Origin of the sequence: Pseudescherichia sp., from assembly GCF_031979925.1 — a bacterium.
Taxonomy (GTDB): Bacteria; Pseudomonadota; Gammaproteobacteria; order Enterobacterales; family Enterobacteriaceae; genus Pseudescherichia.
Window position 1 is genome coordinate 155,715 of record NZ_DALZFB010000002.1, and the last position, 23,265, is coordinate 178,979.

The 23,265-nt window shown below is 58.7% G+C and carries 16 protein-coding genes; 9 read left to right on the forward strand and 7 right to left on the reverse strand.

All coding sequences use genetic code 11. The annotated features are described in order from the left end of the window. Positions 1–4: 4 nt before the first annotated feature. The gene (hcp, locus tag RTM13_RS04150; RefSeq protein WP_312210366.1) at positions 5–1,657 is read right to left on the reverse strand and encodes a hydroxylamine reductase; all 1,653 of its coding nucleotides are present in this window, start codon (positions 1,655–1,657) and stop codon (positions 5–7) included. 213 nt (positions 1,658–1,870) lie between these two features. Between hcp and RTM13_RS04155 the strand changes: the two genes are divergently transcribed. From RTM13_RS04155 to macB, 3 genes are all read left to right on the forward strand, one after another. After that, positions 1,871–3,529, forward strand: a complete 1,659-nt coding sequence (locus RTM13_RS04155; RefSeq protein WP_312210368.1) for an ATP-dependent endonuclease — start codon at positions 1,871–1,873, stop codon at positions 3,527–3,529. Between the two features lie 96 nt (positions 3,530–3,625). After that, positions 3,626–4,741, forward strand: a complete 1,116-nt coding sequence (gene macA, locus RTM13_RS04160) for a macrolide transporter subunit MacA (RefSeq protein ID WP_312210370.1) — start codon at positions 3,626–3,628, stop codon at positions 4,739–4,741. After that, a complete protein-coding gene (gene macB, locus RTM13_RS04165) occupies positions 4,738–6,681 on the forward strand; it encodes a macrolide ABC transporter ATP-binding protein/permease MacB (protein WP_312210372.1) in 1,944 nt (647 codons plus the stop codon). Before macA ends, macB begins: the two co-directional genes overlap by 4 nt. 71 nt (positions 6,682–6,752) lie before the next feature. On the opposite strand, the gene cspD is transcribed toward macB, so the two are convergent. Continuing rightward, positions 6,753–6,986 carry a cold shock-like protein CspD gene (cspD, locus tag RTM13_RS04170; RefSeq protein WP_312210373.1) on the reverse strand — a complete coding sequence of 78 codons (234 nt, stop codon included), beginning with the start codon at positions 6,984–6,986 and terminating at the stop codon, positions 6,753–6,755. Between the two features lie 329 nt (positions 6,987–7,315). Between cspD and clpS the strand changes: the two genes are divergently transcribed. Together clpS and clpA are read left to right on the forward strand one after the other, a co-directional pair. Further along, positions 7,316–7,636, forward strand: coding sequence for an ATP-dependent Clp protease adapter ClpS (gene clpS, locus RTM13_RS04175; protein WP_312210375.1), 321 nt, complete (start codon positions 7,316–7,318; stop codon positions 7,634–7,636). A gap of 28 nt (positions 7,637–7,664) precedes the next feature. Further along, positions 7,665–9,941, forward strand: coding sequence for an ATP-dependent Clp protease ATP-binding subunit ClpA (clpA, locus tag RTM13_RS04180; RefSeq protein ID WP_103819666.1), 2,277 nt, complete (start codon positions 7,665–7,667; stop codon positions 9,939–9,941). 245 nt (positions 9,942–10,186) lie between these two features. On the opposite strand, the gene infA is transcribed toward clpA, so the two are convergent. From infA to trxB, 5 genes are all read right to left on the reverse strand, one after another. Beyond that, complete coding sequence (gene infA, locus RTM13_RS04185; protein WP_001040187.1) at positions 10,187–10,405, reverse strand: translation initiation factor IF-1; 219 nt, start codon at positions 10,403–10,405, stop codon at positions 10,187–10,189. Between the two features lie 285 nt (positions 10,406–10,690). Continuing rightward, the gene (gene aat / locus RTM13_RS04190; protein WP_312210386.1) at positions 10,691–11,395 is read right to left on the reverse strand and encodes a leucyl/phenylalanyl-tRNA--protein transferase; all 705 of its coding nucleotides are present in this window, start codon (positions 11,393–11,395) and stop codon (positions 10,691–10,693) included. A 69-nt stretch (positions 11,396–11,464) separates the two neighbouring features. Further along, positions 11,465–13,186, reverse strand: coding sequence for a heme ABC transporter ATP-binding protein/permease CydC (gene cydC, locus RTM13_RS04195; RefSeq protein WP_312210387.1), 1,722 nt, complete (start codon positions 13,184–13,186; stop codon positions 11,465–11,467). Then, on the reverse strand, positions 13,187–14,953 hold the full coding sequence (gene cydD, locus RTM13_RS04200) for a heme ABC transporter permease/ATP-binding protein CydD (protein WP_312210388.1): 1,767 nt from the start codon (positions 14,951–14,953) through the stop codon (positions 13,187–13,189). Between the two features lie 113 nt (positions 14,954–15,066). Next, positions 15,067–16,035, reverse strand: a complete 969-nt coding sequence (gene trxB / locus RTM13_RS04205) for a thioredoxin-disulfide reductase (RefSeq protein ID WP_312210390.1) — start codon at positions 16,033–16,035, stop codon at positions 15,067–15,069. A gap of 559 nt (positions 16,036–16,594) precedes the next feature. On the opposite strand from trxB, the gene lrp reads away from it, so the two are divergent. From lrp to RTM13_RS04225, 4 genes are all read left to right on the forward strand, one after another. Then, positions 16,595–17,089, forward strand: a complete 495-nt coding sequence (gene lrp / locus RTM13_RS04210; RefSeq protein WP_000228469.1) for a leucine-responsive transcriptional regulator Lrp — start codon at positions 16,595–16,597, stop codon at positions 17,087–17,089. A gap of 120 nt (positions 17,090–17,209) precedes the next feature. Then, the gene (ftsK, locus tag RTM13_RS04215; RefSeq protein ID WP_312210391.1) at positions 17,210–21,094 is read left to right on the forward strand and encodes a DNA translocase FtsK; all 3,885 of its coding nucleotides are present in this window, start codon (positions 17,210–17,212) and stop codon (positions 21,092–21,094) included. A 140-nt stretch (positions 21,095–21,234) separates the two neighbouring features. Further along, positions 21,235–21,846, forward strand: a complete 612-nt coding sequence (gene lolA / locus RTM13_RS04220; protein WP_312210392.1) for an outer membrane lipoprotein chaperone LolA — start codon at positions 21,235–21,237, stop codon at positions 21,844–21,846. Positions 21,847–21,854: 8 nt separating this feature from the next. Then, entirely contained in the window at positions 21,855–23,198 is a 1,344-nt protein-coding gene (locus RTM13_RS04225; RefSeq protein WP_312210393.1) for a replication-associated recombination protein A, read from the forward strand. Positions 23,199–23,265 lie beyond the last annotated feature (67 nt).

Here is a 23,265-nt window from a genome sequence, read left to right on the forward strand (position 1 = left end):
CTCCTTATGCGCTCAGCAGCTGCTGCATATCTTGTTCAACGGTGGTGACCGAACGCAGGCCAAATTTCTCATTCAGCACCGCCAGCAGATCCGGGGTCAGGAAGCCCGGTGCGGTGGGGCCGGTAACGATATTAGTGACGCCCAGGGAGAGCAGGGTCAGCAGGATCACAATCGCTTTCTGCTCGAACCAGGAGAGCACCAGCGACAGCGGCAGGTCGTTTACTCCGCAGCCCAGCTTCTCTGCCAGGGTTACCGCCAGAATAATTGCCGAGTAGGCGTCGTTGCACTGACCGGCATCCACCAGGCGCGGCAGGCCTTCAATATTGCCAAAGTCGAGCTTGTTAAAGCGGTACTTACCGCAGGCGAGGGTCAGGATCAGACAGTCTTCCGGCACGCTGGTGGCGAAGTCGGTAAAGTAGTTCCGCTCCCCGCGTGCGCCGTCGCAGCCGCCCACCAGGAAGATATGGCGCAGCTTCTCACGGCTCACCAGGTCAATCAGCGTATCGGCTGCACCGAGCAAGGTCTGGCGGCCAAAGCCGACGGTGATCAGATGCTCGATTTCGCTGTAGGGGAAGCCAGCCATCTGCTGTGCCTGGGCGATCACCGGCGCAAAATCATCGCCTTCGAGGTGGCTCACGCCCGGCCATCCCACGATGCTGCGGGTCCAGATACGATCGTCATAGGCACCCGGAGCCGGATCGATGATGCAGTTGGAGGTCATCACGATAGGGCCAGGGAAGCGGGCAAACTCCACCTGCTGGTTCTGCCAGCCGCTGCCGTAGTTACCCACCAGGTGCTTGTACTTACGCAGCTCCGGGTAGCCGTGGGCCGGCAGCATTTCGCCGTGGGTATAGACGTTCACGCCCGTGCCCTCAGTCTGCTGCAACAGGTTATGCAGATCCTTCAGATCGTGGCCGGAGATGAGAATACACTTCCCGGCAACCGCTTTTACGTTAACCTGGGTTGGGGTCGGGTGGCCGTAAGCGTTGGTCTCACCGGCGTCGAGGATGCTCATCACCTTGAAGTTCATCTGCCCGATCTCCATGGAGCACTCAAGCAGGGCATTCATATCGGATGGCCAGGTGCCGAGCCACGCCATGATCTTATGGTACTGGGCGTAGATGGCGTTGTCGTACTGGCCGAGCACGTGGGCGTGCTCCATGTAGGCCGCGGCACCTTTCAGGCCGTAGAGGCAGAGCAGGCGCAGGCCAAGAATATTTTCGCCGATCTCGGCTTTATCTTTGTTAGGGGTAAAGGCAGCGGCCTGGCGCTGAAGCTCGCCCAGGTCGTCGCTTACCAGCTGTAATCCCGCCATCGGGTTATCAACGGAGGCTGTGGGATCGATGCTCAGGCAGAGCGCCTTGATCGCCTCACGTTTGGCGATGGCTTCCTGGGCATAACCGACGATGCGCGGTGAGTCAAAGTTCACGTTGGTCAGGGTGGAGAAGAAGGCGCGAGGGGCGAAGCTATCGATCTCATGATCGATCAGATCGTAGTCGCGGGCTTTTAGCGCCCAGGCGGACAAGCCTTGCAGCGCTGCGATCAAGAGGTCCTGTAGGTCAGAGGTCTCTGCGGTTTTACCGCACATACCCTGCGCATAAGAGCAGCCGTTGCCAGCCGGGGTACGGATAGTTTGTTCACATTGCACACAAAACATAGTCACACCTTTAAAGTTATATTTTAAATACATGTTTAAGATTATGCCCGGGCGACAGGTGGTTAAAGCGATATTTATGCTATCTGAAGAGAGATTGATTTAGCGCAATTTTGGCAAGGGTCGCCTACCGATAAAGGGGTAGCGAGGGGAATAATCTCGTTAAGCATCCCGCAAATTTATGTAATTATGAAAAAATCACTTGTGGGAGGCGAAATGCGACTTGAACGGGTAGAGATTGTAGGGTTTCGCGGCATCAATCGTTTGTCGCTGATGCTGGAGCATAATAATGTTCTGATAGGAGAAAACGCGTGGGGGAAATCGAGCCTGCTTGATGCGCTCACGCTGCTGCTTTCTCCAGAAACGGATCTGTATACCTTTACCCGCAACGACTTCTGGTTTCCCCCCGGCGATATCCAGGGCCGTGAGCGCCACCTGCATATTATTCTGACCTTTTGTGAAGCCGAGCCGGGTAACTACCGCGCCCGTCGCTATCGTCAGCTGGCGAACTGTATAGCCGAAGGTACGGATGGCTACCGGCGGATTTTCTACCGCCTGGAGGGGGAGCAGGCCAACAACGGCCACGTCACTACCCGGCGCTCCTTTCTGGATGCCGAGGGCCAGACGCTGGCGCTGGCGGAGGCAGACGATCTTGCGCAGCATCTGGTGCGGCTGATGCCGGTTCTGCGCCTGCGCGACGCCCGCTTTATGCGCCGCATCCGCGACGGCAGCGTACCGGATCTACCGGAGGTGGACGTCACCGCCCGCCAGCTCGACGTGCTGGCTCACGATCTGGTATCGCGTCCGCAAAATCTCAGCGACGGGCAGATCCGCCAGGGACTGTCGGCGATGGTACAGCTGCTGGAGCACTATTTTGCCGAGCAGGGCACCGGTGAAGCCCGTCAGCGGCTGATGCGCCGCCATTCCCACGATGAACAGCGCAGCTGGCGCTATCTCGATATCATCAACCGAATGATCGACCGGCCCGGTGGCCGCAGCCATCGGGTGATCCTGCTGGGCCTGTTCGCCACCCTGCTAAAAGCCAAGGGGACCGTACAGCTGGACAGGGATGCGCGCCCGTTGCTGCTGATTGAGGATCCCGAGACGCGCCTGCATCCCATCATGCTCTCGGTGGCCTGGCACCTGCTCAATCTGCTGCCGCTCCAGCGCATCACTACCACTAACTCCGGGGAGCTGCTCTCCCTGACGCCCGTTGAGCACCTCTGCCGGCTGGTGCGTGAGGCGTCCAGGGTAGCCGCCTGGCGTCTGGGGCCGGGCGGACTGAGTGCGGAGGATGGCCGTCGCATCGCCTTTCATATTCGTGCCAATCGCCCCTCGTCGCTCTTTGCTCGCTGCTGGCTGCTGGTGGAGGGGGAGACCGAGACCTGGACCATCAGTGAGCTGGCGCGCCAGTGCGGCCACCACTTCGATGCTGAAGGGATTAAGGTGATTGAGTTTGCCCAGTCCGGCCTGAAGCCGCTGGTGAAGTTCGCCCGCCGGATGGGGATCGCCTGGCATGTGCTGGTGGATGGCGACGAGGCAGGGAAGAAGTATGCCGCCACGGTGCGTAGCCTGCTTGATAATGACAAAAGTCTGGAGCGGGAGCATCTGACCGCGCTGCCCGCCCTTGATATGGAGCATTTCATGTACCGCCAGGGCTTTGCTGACGTTTACCACCGTATCGCTCAGCTGCCGGAGGGGATCCGCATGAACGAGCGGCGGGTAATCATTAAAGCTATTCACCGCTCCTCGAAGCCGGATCTGGCCATTGAAGTGGCGCTGGAGGCGGGGCGGCGTGGCGTAGAAGCTGTGCCGCCGCTGCTGCGCAGTATGTTCTCCCGCGTATTGTGGCTGGCGCGCGGGCGGGCAGACTAATCCTGAATCGTTCAGGCAAAAAAAGAGAGGGTTCCAGCCGCTGACGGTTCATATAGAATTGTTTCAGTGTAGTCAGCTTAACTATCCGGAATTTTTATGAATCTTAAGGGAAAACGCAGGAAGATTTACGTCGCGCTGGCGCTGCTCCTGCTGGTTATCGCCGTGTGGGGATGGCGGCAGCTCAACGCGCCGATCGCGCAGTACCAGACGCTGATCGTGCGTCCAGGGGAGCTTCAGCAGAGCGTGCTGGCAACGGGTAAGCTGGACGCCCTCCGCAAGGTTGATGTGGGTGCCCAGGTGAGCGGGCAGCTTAAAACCCTCTCCGTCAATATTGGCGACAAGGTGAAAAAGGATCAGCTGCTGGGGGTGATCGATCCCGAGCAGGCACAAAACCAGATCCGCGAAGTGGAGGCGACCCTGATGGAGCTGCGCGCCCAGCGTCGTCAGGCGGAGGCGGAGAAAAAGCTGGCGGCGGTAACGCTCTCCCGTCAGCAGCAGCTGGCGAAGACTCAGGCGGTATCGCGCCAGGATCTCGACAGCGCCGCCACCGAACTGGCGGTAAAGGAGGCCCAGACCGGCACCATCGACGCGCAGATCAAGCGCAACCAGGCCACCCTCGACACGGCAAAAACCAACCTCGACTACACGCGCATTATTGCCCCGATGGCGGGGGAAGTGACGCAGATTACCACCCTGCAAGGCCAGACGGTGATCGCCGCCCAGCAGGCCCCTAACATTCTGACTCTGGCGGATATGAGCACTATGCTGGTAAAAGCTCAGGTCTCCGAGGCTGACGTTATTCACCTTAAGCCGGGGCAGAAGGCGTGGTTTACCGTGCTGGGGGACCCATTAACACGCTACGAAGGGGTGCTGAAAGACATTCTGCCGACGCCGGAGAAGGTCAATGATGCCATCTTCTACTATGCGCGTTTTGAGGTGCCGAACCCGCAGGGAGTGCTGCGGCTGGAGATGACCGCTCAGGTGCATATCCAGCTCTCGACGGTGAAAAACGTGCTGACCATTCCGCTGGCGGCGCTGGGTGAGCCCATTGGTGATAACCGTTACAAGGTCACGTTGCTGCGTAACGGTGAAACCCGCGAGCGGGAGGTGACTCTCGGGGCGCGCAACGACACCGACGTTGAAGTTGCGAAAGGCCTGGAGGAGGGTGATGAGGTCGTCATCGGTCAGGATAATGCCGGAGCCGCACCATGACGACCCTGCTTGAGCTGCGGGATATCCGCCGCAGCTACCCCTCTGGCGACGGTATGGTCGAGGTGCTGAAAGGCGTCACCCTGGATATCGCCGCTGGAGAGATGGTTGCCATTGTCGGCGCGTCCGGCTCCGGTAAATCGACCCTGATGAATATTCTTGGCTGCCTGGATAAACCCACCAGCGGCCACTATCGCGTGGCGGGGGTGGACGTTGCCACGCTGGACGGGGATGCGCTGGCCCGCCTGCGCCGGGAGCATTTTGGTTTTATCTTCCAGCGCTACCATCTGCTCTCCCACCTGACGGCAGCGCAGAACGTGGAGGTGCCTGCGGTCTACGCCGGTACCGAGCGCAAGGCGCGGTTGGCCCGCGCCCACGAGCTGCTGAAGCGGCTAGGGCTGGGGGAGCGGGAGAGCTACCAGCCCTCACAGCTCTCCGGCGGCCAGCAGCAGCGGGTCAGTATCGCCAGGGCGCTGATGAACGGTGGGCAGGTGATCCTCGCCGATGAGCCAACCGGGGCGCTGGATAGCCATTCCGGGGAGGAGGTGATGGCGATCCTCCACCAGCTGCGCGACGCGGGACATACGGTAATTATCGTTACCCACGATCCGCAGGTGGCGGCGCAGGCCGAGCGGATCATAGAGATCCGCGACGGCGAGATTATCCGCAACCCGCCGCCTGCCCAGAAGCCGGGGACCCTTCGTCAGCAGCCCAGCGTACAGCCTGATAACGGCTGGCGGCAGTTCAGCAGCGGCTTTCGCGAGGCGCTGACCATGGCGTGGCGGGCGATGGCGGCTAACAAGATGCGTACCCTGCTGACCATGTTGGGGATTATTATCGGCATCGCCTCGGTGGTGTCGATTGTGGTGGTGGGCGATGCCGCCAAACAGCTGGTACTGGCGGATATCCGCTCCATTGGCACCAACACTATTGACGTCTATCCGGGAAAAGATTTCGGTGATGACGATCCGCAATATCAGCAGGCGCTGAAGTATGACGATCTGATCGCCATTCAGAAGCAGCCCTGGGTTCGCTCGGCGACCCCGGCGGTATCGCAGAACCTGCGCCTGCGCTACGGCGGTACCGACGTTGCCGCCAGCGCTAACGGCGTCAGCGGGCAGTACTTCAACGTCTATGGCATGACCTTTAGCGAGGGGACGACCTTCAACGATCAGCAGCTCAACGGCCGCGCTCAGGTAGTCGTGCTGGACGAGAATACCCGACGACAGCTCTTCCCCAATAAAGCCCGGGTGGTGGGTGAGATTGTGCTGGTGGGGAATATGCCCGCCACGGTCATCGGCGTAGCGAAGGAGAAGCAGAGCATGTTCGGCAGCAGCAAGATCCTGCGCGTCTGGCTGCCCTATACCACCATGTCCGGACGCATTATGGGCCAGTCGTGGCTGAATTCCATCACCGTGCGGGTGAACGAAGGCTACAGCAGCGAGCAGGCCGAGCTGCAGCTGACCCGGCTGCTAACGCTGCGCCACGGTAAAAAAGATTTCTTCGCCTGGAACATGGATGGGATCTTGAAAACGGCGGAAAAGACCACACGTACTCTACAGCTGTTCCTGACGCTGGTGGCAGTAATCTCGCTGCTGGTGGGCGGCATTGGCGTAATGAACATTATGCTGGTCTCGGTCACCGAGCGCACCCGGGAGATTGGCATTCGAATGGCGGTCGGGGCGCGTAAAAGCGACGTGCTGTCACAGTTTTTGATCGAGGCGGTGCTGGTCTGCCTGGTGGGGGGCGCGTTAGGCGTCTGCCTGTCGATGCTGATTGCCTTTACGCTTCAGCTCTTTTTGCCCGGCTGGGAGATTGGTTTCTCCCCGGTTGCACTGATAACGGCATTCGTCTGCTCAACCTTTACCGGCGTGCTGTTTGGCTGGCTACCCGCGCGCAACGCTGCCCGACTCGATCCGGTCGAGGCGCTGGCGCGAGAGTAGGGACGATAAAAATGCCAGCTTGCGGGCTGGCATTTTAGGAGCGGGATGTACACAATTAAAGCTAAGCGGCGTCAGGCGACGGCCTCGACGATCGCCACTGCTTCAATGGGCACGATGACGCTGGCATGATTGCCTTTCGGCCCCTGATGTACATCAAAATGGACGGTTTGCCCTGCCTTGAGCGTTCTGTAACCATCCATCTGGATGGTAGAATAGTGAGCGAAAATATCTTCGCCGCCGCCCTCAGGGCAGATAAAACCGAACCCTTTAGCGTTGTTGAACCATTTAACAGTACCCGTTTCCATGCTTCGACATCCTTCGTTAATCTTCTTTGAGTAAGATGGAATGAACCGGTGGCAGAGTCTGGGTTTGTTCAAAACCTCGCCAACTCTCGCTTGTACAATTTAGATAAATCGGGGTTAGCGTCAAGCGTTTGGCAGCGTCCGGCAGGATGATTCACTCGAAAATTTGAAGCAGTTAACGCTATTGCCTGGGTTTGTGACAGCCCTCGCGAATAGCAATGATAGATGTTAGTTATCTGGATCCTGATGTAGATTCAAAATGCATCTAGACTCAAGTCAACGACAGGGTGCACTCTGTCGGAAATGGCAACCTTAGATGAAAGCGAACAACGATGGGTAAGTCTAATAATTGGCTGGATTTTGACCAATTGGCGGCGGATAAGCTGCGCGACGCGCTAAAACCGCCAGCTATGTATAAAGTTATGTTAATGAACGATGACTACACGCCGATGGAATTTGTTATTGACGTGCTACAAAAGTTCTTTTCTTATGATGTAGAACGCGCCACGCAATTGATGCTCACGGTTCACTATCACGGGAAAGCCATCTGCGGCATTTTTACTGCTGAAGTAGCAGAGACCAAGGTGGAGATGGTGAACAAGTATGCCCGGGAGAACGAACATCCGTTGTTGTGTACGCAGGAACTCGCCTGATTAAGGCAAACTATTGAGGGGGTGCCCAATGCTCAACCAGGAACTGGAACTCAGTTTAAATATGGCTTTCGCCAGAGCGCGCGAGCACCGACATGAGTTTATGACCGTCGAGCACTTATTGCTGGCTCTGCTCAGCAACCCATCGGCTCGCGAGGCGCTTGAAGCGTGCTCCGTCGATCTGGTGGCGCTGCGTCAGGAACTCGAAGCCTTCATCGAACAAACCACACCCGTGCTGCCCGTCAGCGAAGACGAGCGCGATACGCAACCGACGCTCAGCTTCCAGCGCGTATTGCAGCGTGCGGTATTCCACGTTCAGTCCTCCGGCCGTAGTGAAGTGACCGGCGCGAACGTACTGGTCGCTATCTTCAGCGAGCAGGAGTCTCAGGCTGCCTATCTGCTGCGTAAGCATGAGGTGAGCCGTCTCGACGTGGTGAACTTTATCTCCCACGGCACGCGGAAAGACGAACCGAATCAGGCTTCCGATCCCGGCAGCCAGGCAAATCACGAAGAGCAGGCAGGCGGGGAGGAACGTATGGAAAACTTCACCACCAATCTCAATCAGCTTGCTCGTGTCGGCGGGATCGATCCGCTGATCGGCCGCGACAGGGAGCTTGAGCGAGCTATCCAGGTACTTTGTCGTCGCCGTAAAAACAACCCGCTGCTGGTGGGCGAATCCGGCGTCGGTAAAACGGCGATTGCGGAAGGTCTGGCCTGGCGTATCGTGCAGGGTGACGTGCCGGAAGTAATGGCTGACTGCACTATCTACTCGCTGGACATTGGTTCATTGCTGGCAGGTACCAAATACCGCGGTGATTTCGAGAAACGTTTCAAGGCGCTACTGAAACAGCTCGAACAGGACAGCAACAGCATCCTGTTTATCGATGAGATCCACACCATTATCGGGGCGGGTGCCGCCTCGGGTGGTCAGGTCGATGCCGCTAACCTGATCAAACCGCTGCTCTCCAGCGGCAAGATCCGCGTGATGGGCTCTACGACCTATCAAGAGTTCAGCAACATCTTTGAGAAAGACCGTGCGCTGGCGCGTCGCTTCCAGAAAATTGATATCACCGAACCGTCTGTTGAAGAGACGGTGCAGATCATCAACGGGCTGAAGCCGAAGTACGAAGCGCACCACGACGTGCGTTACACCGCGAAAGCGGTACGTGCAGCGGTGGAGCTGGCGGTGAAATACATTAACGACCGTCATCTGCCGGATAAGGCGATCGACGTGATTGACGAGGCCGGAGCGCGTGCGCGCCTGATGCCGGTCAGCAAGCGTAAAAAAACTATTAACGTGGCGGATATCGAAACGGTGGTGGCCCGCATCGCCCGTATTCCTGAGAAGAGCGTCTCTCAGAGCGATCGCGATACGCTGAAGAGCCTTGGCGAACGCCTGAAAATGCTGGTCTTTGGTCAGGATAAAGCCATTGAGGCCTTAACCGAAGCCATTAAGATGAGCCGCGCGGGTCTCGGCCAGGATCATAAACCGGTAGGCTCGTTCCTGTTTGCCGGCCCGACCGGGGTCGGTAAAACCGAAGTCACGGTTCAGCTCTCAAAAGCGCTCGGCATTGAGCTGCTGCGCTTTGATATGTCCGAGTATATGGAGCGTCATACCGTCAGCCGCCTGATTGGTGCACCTCCGGGATACGTTGGCTTCGATCAGGGTGGGCTGTTAACGGACGCGGTGATCAAGCATCCGCACGCGGTACTGCTGCTCGACGAGATCGAGAAGGCGCACCCGGACGTCTTTAACCTGCTGCTGCAGGTGATGGATAACGGTACCCTGACCGATAACAACGGGCGTAAAGCGGACTTCCGTAACGTGGTGCTGGTGATGACCACCAACGCCGGGGTGCGTGAAACCGAGCGTAAATCCATTGGTCTTATCCATCAGGATAACAGCACCGATGCGATGGAGGAGATCAAGAAGATCTTTACGCCGGAGTTCCGTAACCGTCTCGACAACATTATCTGGTTCGATCACCTCTCTACTGAGGTTATTCATCAGGTGGTGGATAAGTTTATCGTCGAGCTTCAGGTGCAGCTGGATCAGAAAGGCGTCTCGCTGGAGGTCAGTCAGGAAGCACGCGACTGGCTGGCAGAGAAGGGCTACGATCGCGCAATGGGCGCACGTCCAATGGCACGCGTGATTCAGGACAACCTGAAAAAACCGCTGGCCAACGAGCTGCTGTTTGGTTCACTGGTGGACGGTGGTCAGGTGACGGTCGAGCTGGACGTCGAGAAAAACGAGTTGACCTACGGCTTCCAGGGTGCGCAGAAGCACAAGCCGGAAGCGGCGCATTAATCTCTCACTCACGCCAATAAAAAAGGCCGGGAAATTTCCCGGCCTTTCTATATCCAGAGGCTGAACCGTAGGCCGGGCAAGCGCAGCGCCGCCCGGCGGCCCGCTATGCCGGATGGCGGCTATGGCCTTATCCGGCCTACGAGGGGCCATGTGCTACCGGATATAACAGCAATAAAAAAGGCCGGGAAATTTCCCGGCCTTTTACTATTTAGACTCTGTGCCATTACCGCACAGCAGCGATGCGATTAGCGACTACGGAAGACAATGCGGCCTTTGCTCAGGTCGTACGGGGTCAGCTCAACAGTCACTTTGTCGCCCGTCAGAATGCGGATATAGTTTTTACGCATTTTACCGGAGATATGCGCAGTTACCACGTGACCGTTTTCCAGTTCTACGCGAAACATGGTATTAGGTAACGTTTCAAGAACGGTACCCTGCATTTCAATATTGTCTTCTTTGGCCATCTAGTCCTCGGGGGTATCACTACCAAAATTTTTGAACCGGCAAGATAATGCCGAAGTTCGTCTGTTAAGTAAAGATTTGTGCTTATAAAACGCAGCAAAGTAACCTTGGCGTATTACCCTCGCGCCAGCGAAGCGGCGCAAAAAAGCGCAAACCTAAAGGGGAGCGATAAGATAAACGATGGGCGTTACCTGATTCGAGCTATTCCCAAGCGGCGGCGGGGCAACAGGCAGAAGCTACTCTGCGCCGCTATTATAGCACTCTGGAAGAAAATATGCCGAAAACATTCATAGGGCTGGCGTAAATAAGGTGCGTGGCAGCCAGCAGCGGGGAGACAGCGGCCGATGACGCAGGCGATCGAGGTGCTGAAGGTATTCCCGACGCGGTATTTCATCCACGCCCAGCGAGGCGGTATGCTCGTTCAGCACCTGGCAGTCAATCAGCTCGCCCCCCTGACGTAAAAACTCGGCGCAAAATACCAGCAGGGCGGTTTTGGAGGCATTAACCCGACGGCTAAACATCGATTCGCCGCAGAACAGCGCGCCCTGGGCGACACCGTACATCCCTCCGACCAGCTCGTCTCCCTCCCAGACCTCAATGGAGTGAGCATGGCCCAGCTCGTGCAGACGATGGTAGGCCAGTACCACGGCGGGGGTGATCCAGGTACCTTCATGGCGATCGGCAGCGCAGCCGTCAATCACCCGGCCAAAATCGTGGTTCAGCGTCACGCGGTAGGGCGAGTTTTTATGAAAGCGCTTCATGCTGCGGCTAACGTGAAAGCGGTCAGGCCACAGCACCGCCCGCGGATCGGGGGACCACCAGAGGATTGGGTCTCCGGGTGAAAACCAGGGAAAAATGCCCCGCTGGTAGGCCATCAGCAGACGAGCCGGACTGAGATCGCCTCCCAGCGCCAGCAGTCCGTTTGGTTCACGCAGCGCCCCTTCCGGGGAGGGAAAAGCAAGAGAGTGATGAGATAGCTGAACCAGGCGCATGGCGACAACGCTCCGCAACGCAACAATGATTGATCCATAGAACCAGGCAACGGGTGCCTGGTCAGTCGTCTACAGCCGCTGCTTAAACTGGTAATAACGCCCCTGTTTGGCCAGTAACGCTGTGTGATTACCTTGCTCAATTATTTGACCATTGTCCATCACAATAATGCGATCGAAGCGTGATAATCCACGCAGGCGGTGGGTAACCATCAGCACGGTTTTGCCCATGGTAACACGTTCAAGTAAATCAAGAATTTGGCTCTCGGTGGTAGCATCCAGCCCCTCGGTGGGTTCGTCCAGCAGCAGCAGCGGGGCATCATGCAGCAGCGCCCGCGCCACCGCCAGTCGTCGCAGCTCGCCACCGGAGAGTTGACGGCCGCCTTCACCGAGCCAGCTGTTCAGCCCGCTCTCCTCAAGCAGCTTCTCCAGCCCCACCTGAGTGAGCACTGCCGCCAGGGTTTCATCCGTCGCCGTCGGTGAGGCCAGCCGCAGGTTGTCGCGCAGGGTGGCGCTAAACAGATGCACCCGCTGGGGCACAACGCTGATGGACGCACGCAGGGTCAGCTCGCTCAGGGAGGCAAGCGGCTGACCGTTAATGGCGATCTCGCCCGCAGCAGGATCCCAGGCGCGGGTCAGCAGCTGCAGAAGCGTGGATTTACCGCAGCCGGTGCGGCCCAGAATAGCAACGTGCTCTCCGGCATTAATCTGTAACGATAGGCCGTCCAGCGCCTTCTGCGGCTGCTGGGGATAGCTAAAGTTAACGTTGTCCAGGGTCAGCGCCACCTGCGCTGGCGGCGGCGTCTGGTTATCGCTAAAACGTACCTCGGGCGGGTACTGGGTGATCTGCGTAATTCGCACCGCCGAGGCGATAACCTGGCCCAGATGCTGGAAAGCGCCCGTTACCGGCGCGAGCGCCTCAAAGGCGGCCAGCGCACAGAAGACAAACAGGGCGATTAGCGCGCCCGGCTGGGTATCGCCTCCAACGCCGCCTGCCGCCAGCCACAGCATGGCGAGCACGGCGACCGCGTTGATCAGCAGCATCACCGCCTGCGACAGCGCGGTAAGCTCTGACTGACGACGCTGGGCGTCGTGCCAGCTTAGCTCGGTGTTCTCCATCTGCGCCCGATAGCGCTCGCTTGCGCCGAATATTGTCAGCTCCGCCTGGCCCTGAAGCCAGCTGGTGATCTGCTGGCGGTACTCGCCGCGCAGGGTGGTCAGCTTCTCGCCCGTAGGCTTACCGGCGCGATAGAACAGGGGAGGGAGCAGCAGCAGCGTCAGCAGCATAATGCCGCCGAGCGTCAATGCCAGGGTGGCATCGAGAATGCTAAGGCCGATGGTCACCACTACGATAGTAATCAGCGCACCCACCAGCGGGGAGATCACCCGCAGGTAGAGATGATCGAGGGTATCAACGTCCGCTACGATGCGGTTAAGCAGCTCGCCCTGGCGAAAGCGTGCCAGTCCGGCAGGAGAGAGGGGCAGCAGCTTGCTGAAGGTCGAGACGCGCAGGTGCTGAAGCACCCGGAAGGTAGCGTCGTGGCTCACCAGCCGCTCAAAGTAGCGCCCCGCGGTGCGGGTAATCGCCGCGCCACGCACCCCGGCGGCGGGCAGCATGTAGTTAAAGCTGTACAACCCGCTCACGCCCACTACCGCCGAGGCGGAGAGGAACCAGCCCGAGAGCGTGATCAGGCCGATGCTCGCCAGCAGAGTAACGATGGCCAGCACGACGCCGAGCGTCAGCAGCCAGAAATGGCGCTTATAGAGCGCGAGAAAAGGGATAAGCGCGCGCATTTAAATCTCCTCCTGACGGTGGGCGAGCAGGGCGGCAAAAGCGCCGTTGGCGGCGGAAAGCTCGGCAAAGGTGCCCTGTTCGACAATCGACCCATTCTGCATCACCCAGACGGCATCCCAGTCGGCAAGCCCCTCCAGCTGGTGGGTGACCATCAGCGTGGTCTGGCGCAGGGAGGCGGCGTTCAACGCCTGCATCACGCGCTGTTCGCTGTGGGCGTCAAGGCTGGCGGCGGGCTCATCCAGCAGTAGCAGTTGGCAAGGGTTGAGCAGGGCGCGCGCTACCGCCACCCGCTGGGCCTGACCCACTGAGAGCCGTGCCGCCTGGTCACCAACCGGAGTATCAATCCCCTGCGGCAGCAGCGGCAGGAATTCACTCACCCAGGCGCTCTCCAGCGCGGCGTTAAGCTCTGCTTCGCTGGCGTCAGGGCGTGCCAGCAGCACGTTTTCACGCAGCGTGGCCGCCGGAAGCTGCGGATTTTGTCCCACCCAGCTCAGGCGTTGCCGCCAGGCTTCAGGGTTGAGATCCCGCAGCTCCGTACCGTTAACCTGCAACGAACCCCGGTAAGAGAGAAAGCCGGAGAGGGTATTGATAAGGGAGCTTTTACCCGAGCCGCTCTGACCCACCAGCACTACGCGCTGGCCTGCGGGCAGGGTAAAGTTGAGCGGACCGGCCAGCACCGCACCTTCCGGGGAAGTGATCCACAGATCGCGTGCGCTGATGCCGATGCCGTCGCTGTCGTCAGGCACTGCTTCGCCACGCTCTGGATGAGCGAGCGGCGTCTCCAGGAAGGTTTTCAGGCTATCCGCCGCGCCGACCGCCTGCGCTTTTGCATGATAAAAAGTACCTAAATCACGCAGCGGCTGGAAAAATTCCGGGGCCAGGATCAGGGCCAGGAAACCGGAGAAGAGCGTTACGCCGGTGCCATAGTGGCCGAAGTTCAGCTCGCCAAGGTAGGAGAAGCCAAAGTAGACCGCCACCAGCGCAATGGAGAGCGAGGTGAAAAACTCCAGCACGCCGGAGGAGAGAAACGCCAGGCGCAGCACCTCCATGGTGCGGCTGCGAAAATCTTCCGACGCTTTACGGATATTGTCCGTCTCTGCCGCACCGCGGCCAAAAATACGCAGCGTCTCCATTCCGCGCAGGCGATCGAGAAAGTGGCCGCTCAGGCGGGCCAGTGCCTTAAAGTTGCGGCGGTTTGCATCGGCAGCGCCCATGCCGACCATCGCCATAAAGATCGGGATCAGCGGGGCCGTCGCCAGCAGGATCAGCGCCGCAACCCAGTTAAAGGGGAAGATAACAATCACGATCAGCAGCGGCACGCTCACCGCCAATGCCATTTGCGGCAGGTAGCGGGCGTAGTAGTCATGCATATCGTCAATCTGCTCAAGGATCAGCGTCGCCCAGCTGCCTGCCGGTCGCCCCTGGATCCATGCCGGCCCGGCCTGCTGCAGGCGATCGAGCACCTGGCGGCGAATCTCATACCGGATGTGCAGGCCCGCATGAAAGCCAACCCGCTCGCGCAGCCAGACCACCCAGGCGCGCAGCACAAACACCAGCACCAGCTGGATAAACGGCATCAGCAGCGCTTCGCGCGGAATATTTTCGATGATCAGGTGGTTGAGTATGCGCGCCAGCAGCCAGGCCTGGGCGACAATCAGCAGACCGCTCGCCAGGCCGAGCAGGCGTGACACCAGCAGCCAACGGCGGGAGAAAATACTTTGCTGTTTTAACCAGCGGGTTAATTCTTGTTGACGGGTTTTATTCATTGCGCGCTTAGCAGGTGGCCTGTCAGATTTTTGAGCTGCGCAATGTTACAACGGGACAAAAATAAAGGCGACTTATAGTCGCCTTTTTTACCTTTGTTACTGACTTGTAAAGATTATTTAGAAAGTTCAGCCAGTCCGTCGAGATAACGCTCTGCATCCAGTGCGGCCATGCAGCCGGTGCCGGCAGAGGTGATCGCCTGACGATAGATGTGGTCCATGACGTCCCCGGCGGCAAAGACGCCCGGGATGCTGGTCTGGGTAGCATTGCCGTGGATACCGGACTGCACTTTGATGTAGCCGTTTTCCAGCTCCAGCTGACCGTCAAAAATTGCCGTGTTCGGGCTATGGCCGATGGCCACAAACAGGCCCGCGACCTCTAACGACTCGACGTTGTCGGCATTCTGCGTATCACGCAGGCGCAGGCCGCTCACGCCCATCTGATCGCCGGTCACCTCTTCCAGGGTACGGTGGGTGTGCAGCACGATGTTACCGCTGGCGACTTTGTCCATCAGGCGTTTAATGAGGATCTTCTCCGCGCGGAAGGTATCGCGACGGTGGATCAGGTGCACCTCAGAGGCGATGTTCGCCAGGTAGAGCGCTTCCTCAACGGCGGTGTTGCCGCCGCCGATGACCGCAACTTTCTGGTTACGGTAGAAGAAACCATCACAGGTTGCGCAGGCGGAGACGCCGCGGCCTTTAAATGCCTCTTCTGACGGCAGGCCGAGGTAACGGGCGGACGCGCCGGTTGCCACAATCAGCGCATCACAGGTGTACTCACCGCTGTCGCCGGTCAGGCGGAACGGACGGTTCTGCAGATCGACCTTGTTGATATGGTCAAACAGGATTTCGGTCTCAAACTTCGCTGCGTGCTCGTGCATACGCTCCATCAGCAGCGGACCTGTCAGATCGTGCGGATCGCCCGGCCAGTTTTCCACTTCAGTGGTGGTAGTAAGCTGACCGCCTTTTTCCATACCGGTCACCAGTACCGGCTGGAGGTTAGCGCGTGCGGCATAGACCGCGGCAGTGTAGCCGGCAGGTCCAGAACCAAGAATAAGCAGCTTAGTATGTTTAGCTGTGCCCATGAGATCCCCATAGTTGGTGGCAGACAATGGGCTGGATTGTAGGGAATTTACGGCGGTAAAAAAAGGGCATGGCAGTTTTGTTAACGATATGTGCAATAGGCGGGGCCAATAATCTACAACCTTTCATTTATTGCGACCATAACTAATTCTACTGAAATTGGTAGTTTTATAAGAGGATTACATGAGTTTTAGGCAGGGTCGATGATGAATATCTGGCATGTTGTACTAAAAAAAGATGTTTTACTTTGACAATCCGCTGCGCATTTGCGAAAACATTCGAAGAAGACAAGAGCAGCGCTTCGCGCGTGGGGAAAAATCACGCACAAAGATGCCCTTAACCGGGCCAGTGACCGGACCAGTGACATAGTACAGGGCGTGGACAGACACCCTTTGCAATCTTACCGGCTGCGCCTGGCAACCGTCTTCTTAATGCAGGCCCCCAGTATGCTCCGCGCAAATAATGATAATGCGGAGCGTATGGTGACGGGCAAAGACTCTGAACAGTGAAGTGCACAGGGTCAAGACAGGAGTAGGGAAGGAATACAGAGAGACAATAATAATGGTAGATAGCAAAAAGCGCCCTGGCAAAGATCTCGACCGCATCGATCGTAACATTCTGAATGAGCTGCAGAAGGATGGGCGCATCTCTAACGTCGAGCTTTCAAAGCGAGTGGGACTTTCTCCGACGCCGTGCCTTGAGCGTGTGCGCAGGCTGGAAAGACAGGGTTTCATCCAGGGCTATACAGCGCTGCTGAACCCGCATTATCTGGATGCATCACTTCTGGTATTTGTTGAGATTACTCTGAATCGCGGCGCACCGGATGTGTTTGAGCAATTTAACGCCGCAGTACAAAAACTTGAAGAGATTCAAGAGTGTCATCTGGTCTCCGGTGATTTCGACTACCTGTTGAAAACCCGCGTGCCGGATATGTCGGCCTACCGCAAACTGCTGGGTGAAACCCTGCTGCGTCTGCCGGGCGTCAACGACACGCGTACCTATGTGGTGATGGAAGAGGTCAAACAGAGCAATCGTCTGGTTATTAAAACCCGCTAACACGGAACAGGTGCAAAATCGACGCAATTTGATTACACTCCTGGTAATCCATACAGCAGCAGTGTCGGGGCAACCTGACACTGTTCTCCGTTTTAGCAACAAGGACCTGGAGAGCCTTTCTTGAGCCAGGAATATACTGAAGACAAAGAAGTCACACTAACCAAGTTAAGCAGCGGACGCCGGCTCCTTGAGGCGTTACTGATACTTGTCGCCCTTTTTGCAGTCTGGCTGATGGTCGCGCTGCTCAGCTTCAACCCTTCCGATCCCAGCTGGTCACAAACCGCATGGCATGAGCCCATCCATAATCTGGGTGGTGCGCCGGGGGCGTGGCTTGCCGATACGCTATTTTTCATCTTTGGGGTCATGGCCTATACCATCCCAGTGATGATCGTCGGCGGCTGCTGGTTTGCCTGGCGGCACCGCACCAATGACGACTATATCGACTACTTCGCCGTCTCGCTGCGCCTGATTGGCGTGCTGGCCCTGATCCTCACCTCCTGCGGTCTTGCGGCCATTAACGCCGACGATATCTGGTACTTTGCCTCCGGCGGTGTGATCGGCAGCCTGCTCAGTACCACCATGATGCCGCTGCTGCACAGCAGCGGAGGCACTATCGCGCTGCTCTGCGTCTGGGCTGCCGGACTGACGCTGTTCACCGGCTGGTCATGGGTCAGCATCGCCGAGAAAATTGGTAGCGTGCTGCTCAACATTCTCACCTTCGCCAGCAACCGTACCCGCCGTGATGACACCTGGGTCGATGAGGAAGAGTACGAGGATGAAGAGGAGTACGACGATGAACCGGCTGCGCAGCGGCGCGAGTCTCGCCGTACCCGCATCATGCGTGGGGTACTGGCCCGCCGTAAGCGTGTGGCAGAGAAGTTTGCTAACCCGCTGGGCCGTAAAACCGATGAAGCGCTCTTCTCGGGTCGTCGCATGGACGATGAGGAGGAGGTGCAGTACAGCGCTCGGGGCGTAGCCGCCGATCCTAACGACGTGCTCTTCTCTGGCCATCGCGCTACTCAGGGGGAGCCGTATGACGAATACGATCCGCTGCTGAGCGGTCCGAGCGTGGCTGAACCGCTTGCCGCCGCCGCGCTGGCGACCGCTGACGCCCAGGCGCACGCTGCTCCAGCGCAACCGGTTATGCCAACGCCGCCAGTGACCGAGACGGCCCCGATCCCGGCCGCTGCAACGCTGTCTGAACCTGTCCCTGAAGCCCAGTGGCAGCCTGCCGCCCCTGAGCCGCAGCAACACTATGTTCCGCCGATGCAGGCGCAGAATCCACCCGAGATGCACGTCGCCAACGTTGCGCCGCAGCCTGAGCCTGTATGGTCCCAGGAGCCAGCCTGGTCACCAGAGCCTGTCTGGCAACAGCAGCCAGTCGCAGCCGCAGCGCCGGAGCCGGTTGTGCCCGCGCCTGAATTCGTATCTGAACCAGAGCCGGAGGAGGAGGTTAAGCATACCCGTCCACCACTCTACTATTTTGAAGAGGTTGAGGAGCGTCGCGCCCGCGAACGCGAGCAGCTTGCTGCCTGGTATCAGCCGGTTCCCGAACCCGCTGCGCCAGAGCCGTTTGCTCCTGCTCCTGCTCCTGCTCCTGCACCAGCGACGCCTGCGATGACGCCGCCGCCGGTAGCAGAGCCGACCTTTGCCCCAGCCGTACCGGATGTTAAACAGGCGGCGGCAGCGGTGACTACAGCTGCCGCGTCTGCTGCTGCTGCACCTGCCTTCGGCCTGGCCGACGGCGGCGCGCCGCGTCCGCAGGTCAAAGAGGGCATTGGCCCACAGCTGCCGCGCCCTAACCGGGTACGCGTGCCGACCCGCCGTGAATTGGCCTCCTACGGGATTAAGCTGCCTTCGCAGCGTATCGCTGAAGAGCGTGCCGCTCGTGAAGCTGAGCGTCAGCAGCCTGAGTCCTTTAACGATGATGAAGCCGATACGCTGCATCAGGACGAGCTGGCGCGCCAGTTTGCTGCTTCCCAGCAGTCGCGCTATGGCGAAGAGTATCAGCATGAGGTGCACGCCGACACGGTGCATGATGAGCAATGGCAGGATGATGAAGATGATGCCGCCGAAGCGGAGCTGGCCCGCCAGTTTGCCGCCTCGCAGCAGCAGCGCTATTCAACTGAGCAACCGCCGTCGGCAAACCCGTTCTCGCTGGCTGACTTTGAATTTTCCCCAATGAAAACGCTGGTGGACGACGGCCCGAGCGAGCCGCTCTTTACCCTGCCGCCGGAAGAGCCTGCCCCACCGTCGGCTCCTGTACAGCAGCACTACCAGCAGCCTGCCGCACCTGCGCCGGTACAGCCACAGCAGCACTATCAGCAGCCTGCCGCGCCAGTGCAGCAACAGCCGCACTACCAGCAGCCTGTCGCATCTGCGCCGGTACAGCAACAGCCGCAGCAGCACTATCAGCCTGCGCATCAACCCGACGCCGTGCCGCCGCAGCCGGCCGCACAGGATAGCCTACTCCATCCGCTGCTGATGCGTAACGGTGACAGCCGCCCAACGCAGCGGCCGACAACGCCGCTGCCGTCGCTGGATCTGCTGACCCGGCCGCCGTCAGAAGTGGAGCCGGTGGATACCTTTGCCCTGGAGCAGATGGCGCGCCTGGTTGAGGCTCGCCTGAACGACTTCCGCATCAAAGCCGATGTGGTGAACTACTCGCCGGGTCCGGTGATTACCCGCTTCGAGCTTAACCTTGCGCCGGGCGTGAAGGCAGCGCGTATCTCTAACCTCTCACGCGATCTGGCCCGTTCTCTGTCAACGGTGGCCGTCCGCGTGGTGGAAGTGATCCCTGGCAAGCCCTACGTGGGCCTTGAGCTGCCGAATAAAAAACGCCAGACCGTCTACCTGCGTGAGGTGCTGGACTGCGCCAAGTTCCGCGAGAGCCCGTCGCCGCTAACTGTGGTGCTGGGGAAAGATATCTCGGGCGATCCGGTTATTGCCGACCTTGCTAAGATGCCGCACCTGCTGGTAGCAGGTACTACCGGCTCAGGTAAATCGGTGGGGGTCAACGCCATGATCCTTAGCATGCTCTATAAAGCATCGCCGGAAGACGTGAAGTTCATCATGATCGACCCAAAAATGTTGGAGCTGTCGGTTTACGAAGGCATTCCACACCTGCTGACCGAGGTCGTTACCGACATGAAGGACGCCGCCAATGCCCTGCGCTGGAGCGTCAACGAGATGGAGCGTCGCTACAAGCTAATGTCTGCGCTCGGTGTGCGTAACCTTGCGGGCTACAACGAGAAGATTGCTGAAGCCGCACGCATGGGCCGTCCAATCCCCGATCCGTACTGGAAGCCGGGCGACAGCATGGACGCTACCCATCCGGTGCTGGAGAAGCTGCCGTATATCGTGGTGCTGGTAGACGAATTTGCTGACCTGATGATGACGGTAGGTAAGAAGGTCGAAGAGCTTATTGCCCGTCTGGCACAGAAGGCGCGTGCGGCCGGCATCCACCTGGTGCTGGCTACTCAGCGTCCGTCGGTGGATGTCATCACCGGCCTGATCAAGGCCAACATCCCGACGCGTATCGCCTTTACCGTATCGAGCAAAATCGACTCCCGCACCATTCTCGACCAGGGCGGCGCCGAGTCGCTGCTGGGCATGGGGGATATGCTCTACTCCGGGCCTAACTCCTCCTCGGCTCCGGTGCGCGTGCATGGTGCCTTTGTCCGTGACGAAGAGGTTCATGCCGTGGTGCAGGACTGGAAAGCGCGCGGCCGTCCGCAATATGTCGAAGGCATCACCTCCGACAGCGAAAGCGAAGGCGGCGGCGGCGGGCTGGACTCCGGCGAAGAGCTGGATCCGCTCTTTGACCAGGCGGTTAACTTTGTTACCGAGAAGCGCAAAGCCTCAATCTCCGGGGTTCAGCGTCAGTTCCGCATCGGTTACAACCGCGCTGCGCGTATCATCGAGCAGATGGAGGCCCAGGGCATCGTCAGCGAGGCGGGCCATAACGGCAACCGTGAGGTGCTTGCTCCGCCGCCGTTTGAGTAGCGCCTCTGAGTGCAAATTTGGGTAAATTCGTCAAAAATCAGCTTTTTCCTCTTTCACTCTTTGCCGGTTTAGCCTGCAATGAGTGTCAGAGGTTCTCCCGGATCGGGAGCGACGTAGCAGACGTAGCAAAAGGACTAACAATGAAAAAAATCGCAATGACCTGTGCATTACTCTCTTCACTGGTAGCGAGCAGCGTCTGGGCTGATGCCGCCAGCGATCTGAAAAGCCGCCTCGATAAAGTTGGCAGCTTCCATGCCAGCTTCACGCAAAAAGTAACCGATGGTAGCGGCGCGGCGGTGCAGGAAGGTCAGGGGGATTTATGGGTTAAGCGCCCGAACCTGTTTAACTGGCACATGACGCAGCCGGACGAAAGCATTCTGGTCTCCGACGGCAAAACCCTGTGGTTCTATAACCCGTTCGTTGAGCAGGCGACGGCCACCAATCTCAGCGCGGCCACCAGCAATACGCCGTTCATGCTGATCGCCCGTAACCAGACCAGCGACTGGCAGCAGTACAATATCAAGCAAACCGGTAACGACTTTGTGCTCACGCCAAAAAGCAAAAATGGTAACCTGAAACAGTTCACCATTAACGTGAGCCAGAACGGCACCATTAACCAGTTCAGCGCCGTTGAACAGGACGATCAGCGCAGCCTGTACCAGCTGCAGTCTCAGCAGAATGGCGCTGTCGATCCCTCTAAATTCACCTTTACCCCGCCGCAGGGCGTAACGGTGGACGATCAACGCAAGTAGAGGCCTGAGTGAGCAATCTATCGCTCGATTTTTCAGACAATGCGTTTCAACCTCTGGCCGCCCGTATGCGGCCAGAAAACTTAGCGCAGTATATCGGCCAGCAGCATCTGCTGGCACCGGGTAAGCCGCTGCCGCGCGCTATCGAAGCCGGGCAGCTGCACTCAATGATCCTCTGGGGGCCGCCAGGCACCGGCAAGACAACGCTTGCTGAGGTGATAGCTCACTACGCTAACGCCGACGTCGAGCGTATCTCAGCGGTGACCTCCGGCGTTAAAGAGATCCGCGAGGCTATCGAGCGCGCCCGCCAGCGCCGCAATGCCGGCCGCCGCACCATTCTGTTTGTGGACGAAGTCCATCGCTTCAATAAGAGCCAGCAGGATGCTTTCCTGCCGCATATTGAAGACGGTACCATCACCTTTATCGGGGCCACGACCGAGAATCCCTCTTTCGAGTTAAACTCGGCGCTGCTCTCCCGCGCCCGCGTCTATCTGCTGAAATCCCTCTCTGTTGACGATATTGAGCAGGTGCTGAATCAGGCCATCAGCGATAAGACTCGCGGCTACGGCGGGCAGAATATCGTCCTGCCGGACGAGACCCGGCTGGCGATTGCTCAGCTGGTCAACGGCGATGCCCGGCGCGCTCTGAACACGCTGGAGATGATGGCTGATATGGCCGAAGTCGATGACGGCGGCAAGCGGGTGCTCAAGCCCGAGCTGCTCACCGAAATTGCCGGGGAGCGCAGCGCGCGTTTCGATAACAAAGGCGATCGCTTCTACGATCTCATCTCTGCCCTGCACAAATCCGTACGCGGCAGCGCACCGGATGCGGCGCTCTACTGGTATGCCCGCATCATTACCGCCGGGGGCGATCCGCTCTATGTCGCACGCCGCTGCCTGGCGATCGCTTCTGAAGACGTCGGCAACGCCGATCCCCGCGCTATGCAGGTCGCGCTCGCGGCATGGGACTGCTTTACCCGCGTCGGCCCGGCAGAGGGGGAGCGAGCCATCGCCCAGGCGATCGTCTACCTTGCCTGCGCGCCTAAAAGCAACGCCGTCTATACCGCCTTTAAAGCGGCGATGGCCGATGCCCGCGACAAGCCGGACTACGATGTGCCCGACCATCTACGCAACGCGCCAACCAGGTTGATGAAGGAGATGGGCTACGGTCAGCAGTATCGCTATGCCCATGACGAGCCTAACGCCTATGCGGCAGGCGAAGACTACTTCCCGCCCGAAATAGCACAAACGCGCTATTATCATCCCACCAGCAGAGGTCTTGAGGGCAAGATTGGCGAAAAGCTCGCCTGGCTGGCCGATCAGGACAATAAAAGCCCCACAAAACGCTATCGCTAATTGAGGCGTTGCGGTAAGGTTACCTGTGAATTCTTGTGGCTGCGTCTGCGGCCACTCCCTCTAATAT

What these genes read in the sequence shown, in the direction of transcription:
- hcp (WP_312210366.1), bottom strand. Translation starts at nt 1,657, where the DNA reads ATGTTTTGTGTGCAATGTGAACAAACTATCCGTACCCCGGCTGGCAAC.
- RTM13_RS04155 (WP_312210368.1), top strand. Translation starts at nt 1,871, where the DNA reads ATGCGACTTGAACGGGTAGAGATTGTAGGGTTTCGCGGCATCAATCGT.
- macA (WP_312210370.1), top strand. Translation starts at nt 3,626, where the DNA reads ATGAATCTTAAGGGAAAACGCAGGAAGATTTACGTCGCGCTGGCGCTG.
- macB (WP_312210372.1), top strand. Translation starts at nt 4,738, where the DNA reads ATGACGACCCTGCTTGAGCTGCGGGATATCCGCCGCAGCTACCCCTCT.
- cspD (WP_312210373.1), bottom strand. Translation starts at nt 6,986, where the DNA reads ATGGAAACGGGTACTGTTAAATGGTTCAACAACGCTAAAGGGTTCGGT.
- clpS (WP_312210375.1), top strand. Translation starts at nt 7,316, where the DNA reads ATGGGTAAGTCTAATAATTGGCTGGATTTTGACCAATTGGCGGCGGAT.
- clpA (WP_103819666.1), top strand. Translation starts at nt 7,665, where the DNA reads ATGCTCAACCAGGAACTGGAACTCAGTTTAAATATGGCTTTCGCCAGA.
- infA (WP_001040187.1), bottom strand. Translation starts at nt 10,405, where the DNA reads ATGGCCAAAGAAGACAATATTGAAATGCAGGGTACCGTTCTTGAAACG.
- aat (WP_312210386.1), bottom strand. Translation starts at nt 11,395, where the DNA reads ATGCGCCTGGTTCAGCTATCTCATCACTCTCTTGCTTTTCCCTCCCCG.
- cydC (WP_312210387.1), bottom strand. Translation starts at nt 13,186, where the DNA reads ATGCGCGCGCTTATCCCTTTTCTCGCGCTCTATAAGCGCCATTTCTGG.
- cydD (WP_312210388.1), bottom strand. Translation starts at nt 14,953, where the DNA reads ATGAATAAAACCCGTCAACAAGAATTAACCCGCTGGTTAAAACAGCAA.
- trxB (WP_312210390.1), bottom strand. Translation starts at nt 16,035, where the DNA reads ATGGGCACAGCTAAACATACTAAGCTGCTTATTCTTGGTTCTGGACCT.
- lrp (WP_000228469.1), top strand. Translation starts at nt 16,595, where the DNA reads ATGGTAGATAGCAAAAAGCGCCCTGGCAAAGATCTCGACCGCATCGAT.
- lolA (WP_312210392.1), top strand. Translation starts at nt 21,235, where the DNA reads ATGAAAAAAATCGCAATGACCTGTGCATTACTCTCTTCACTGGTAGCG.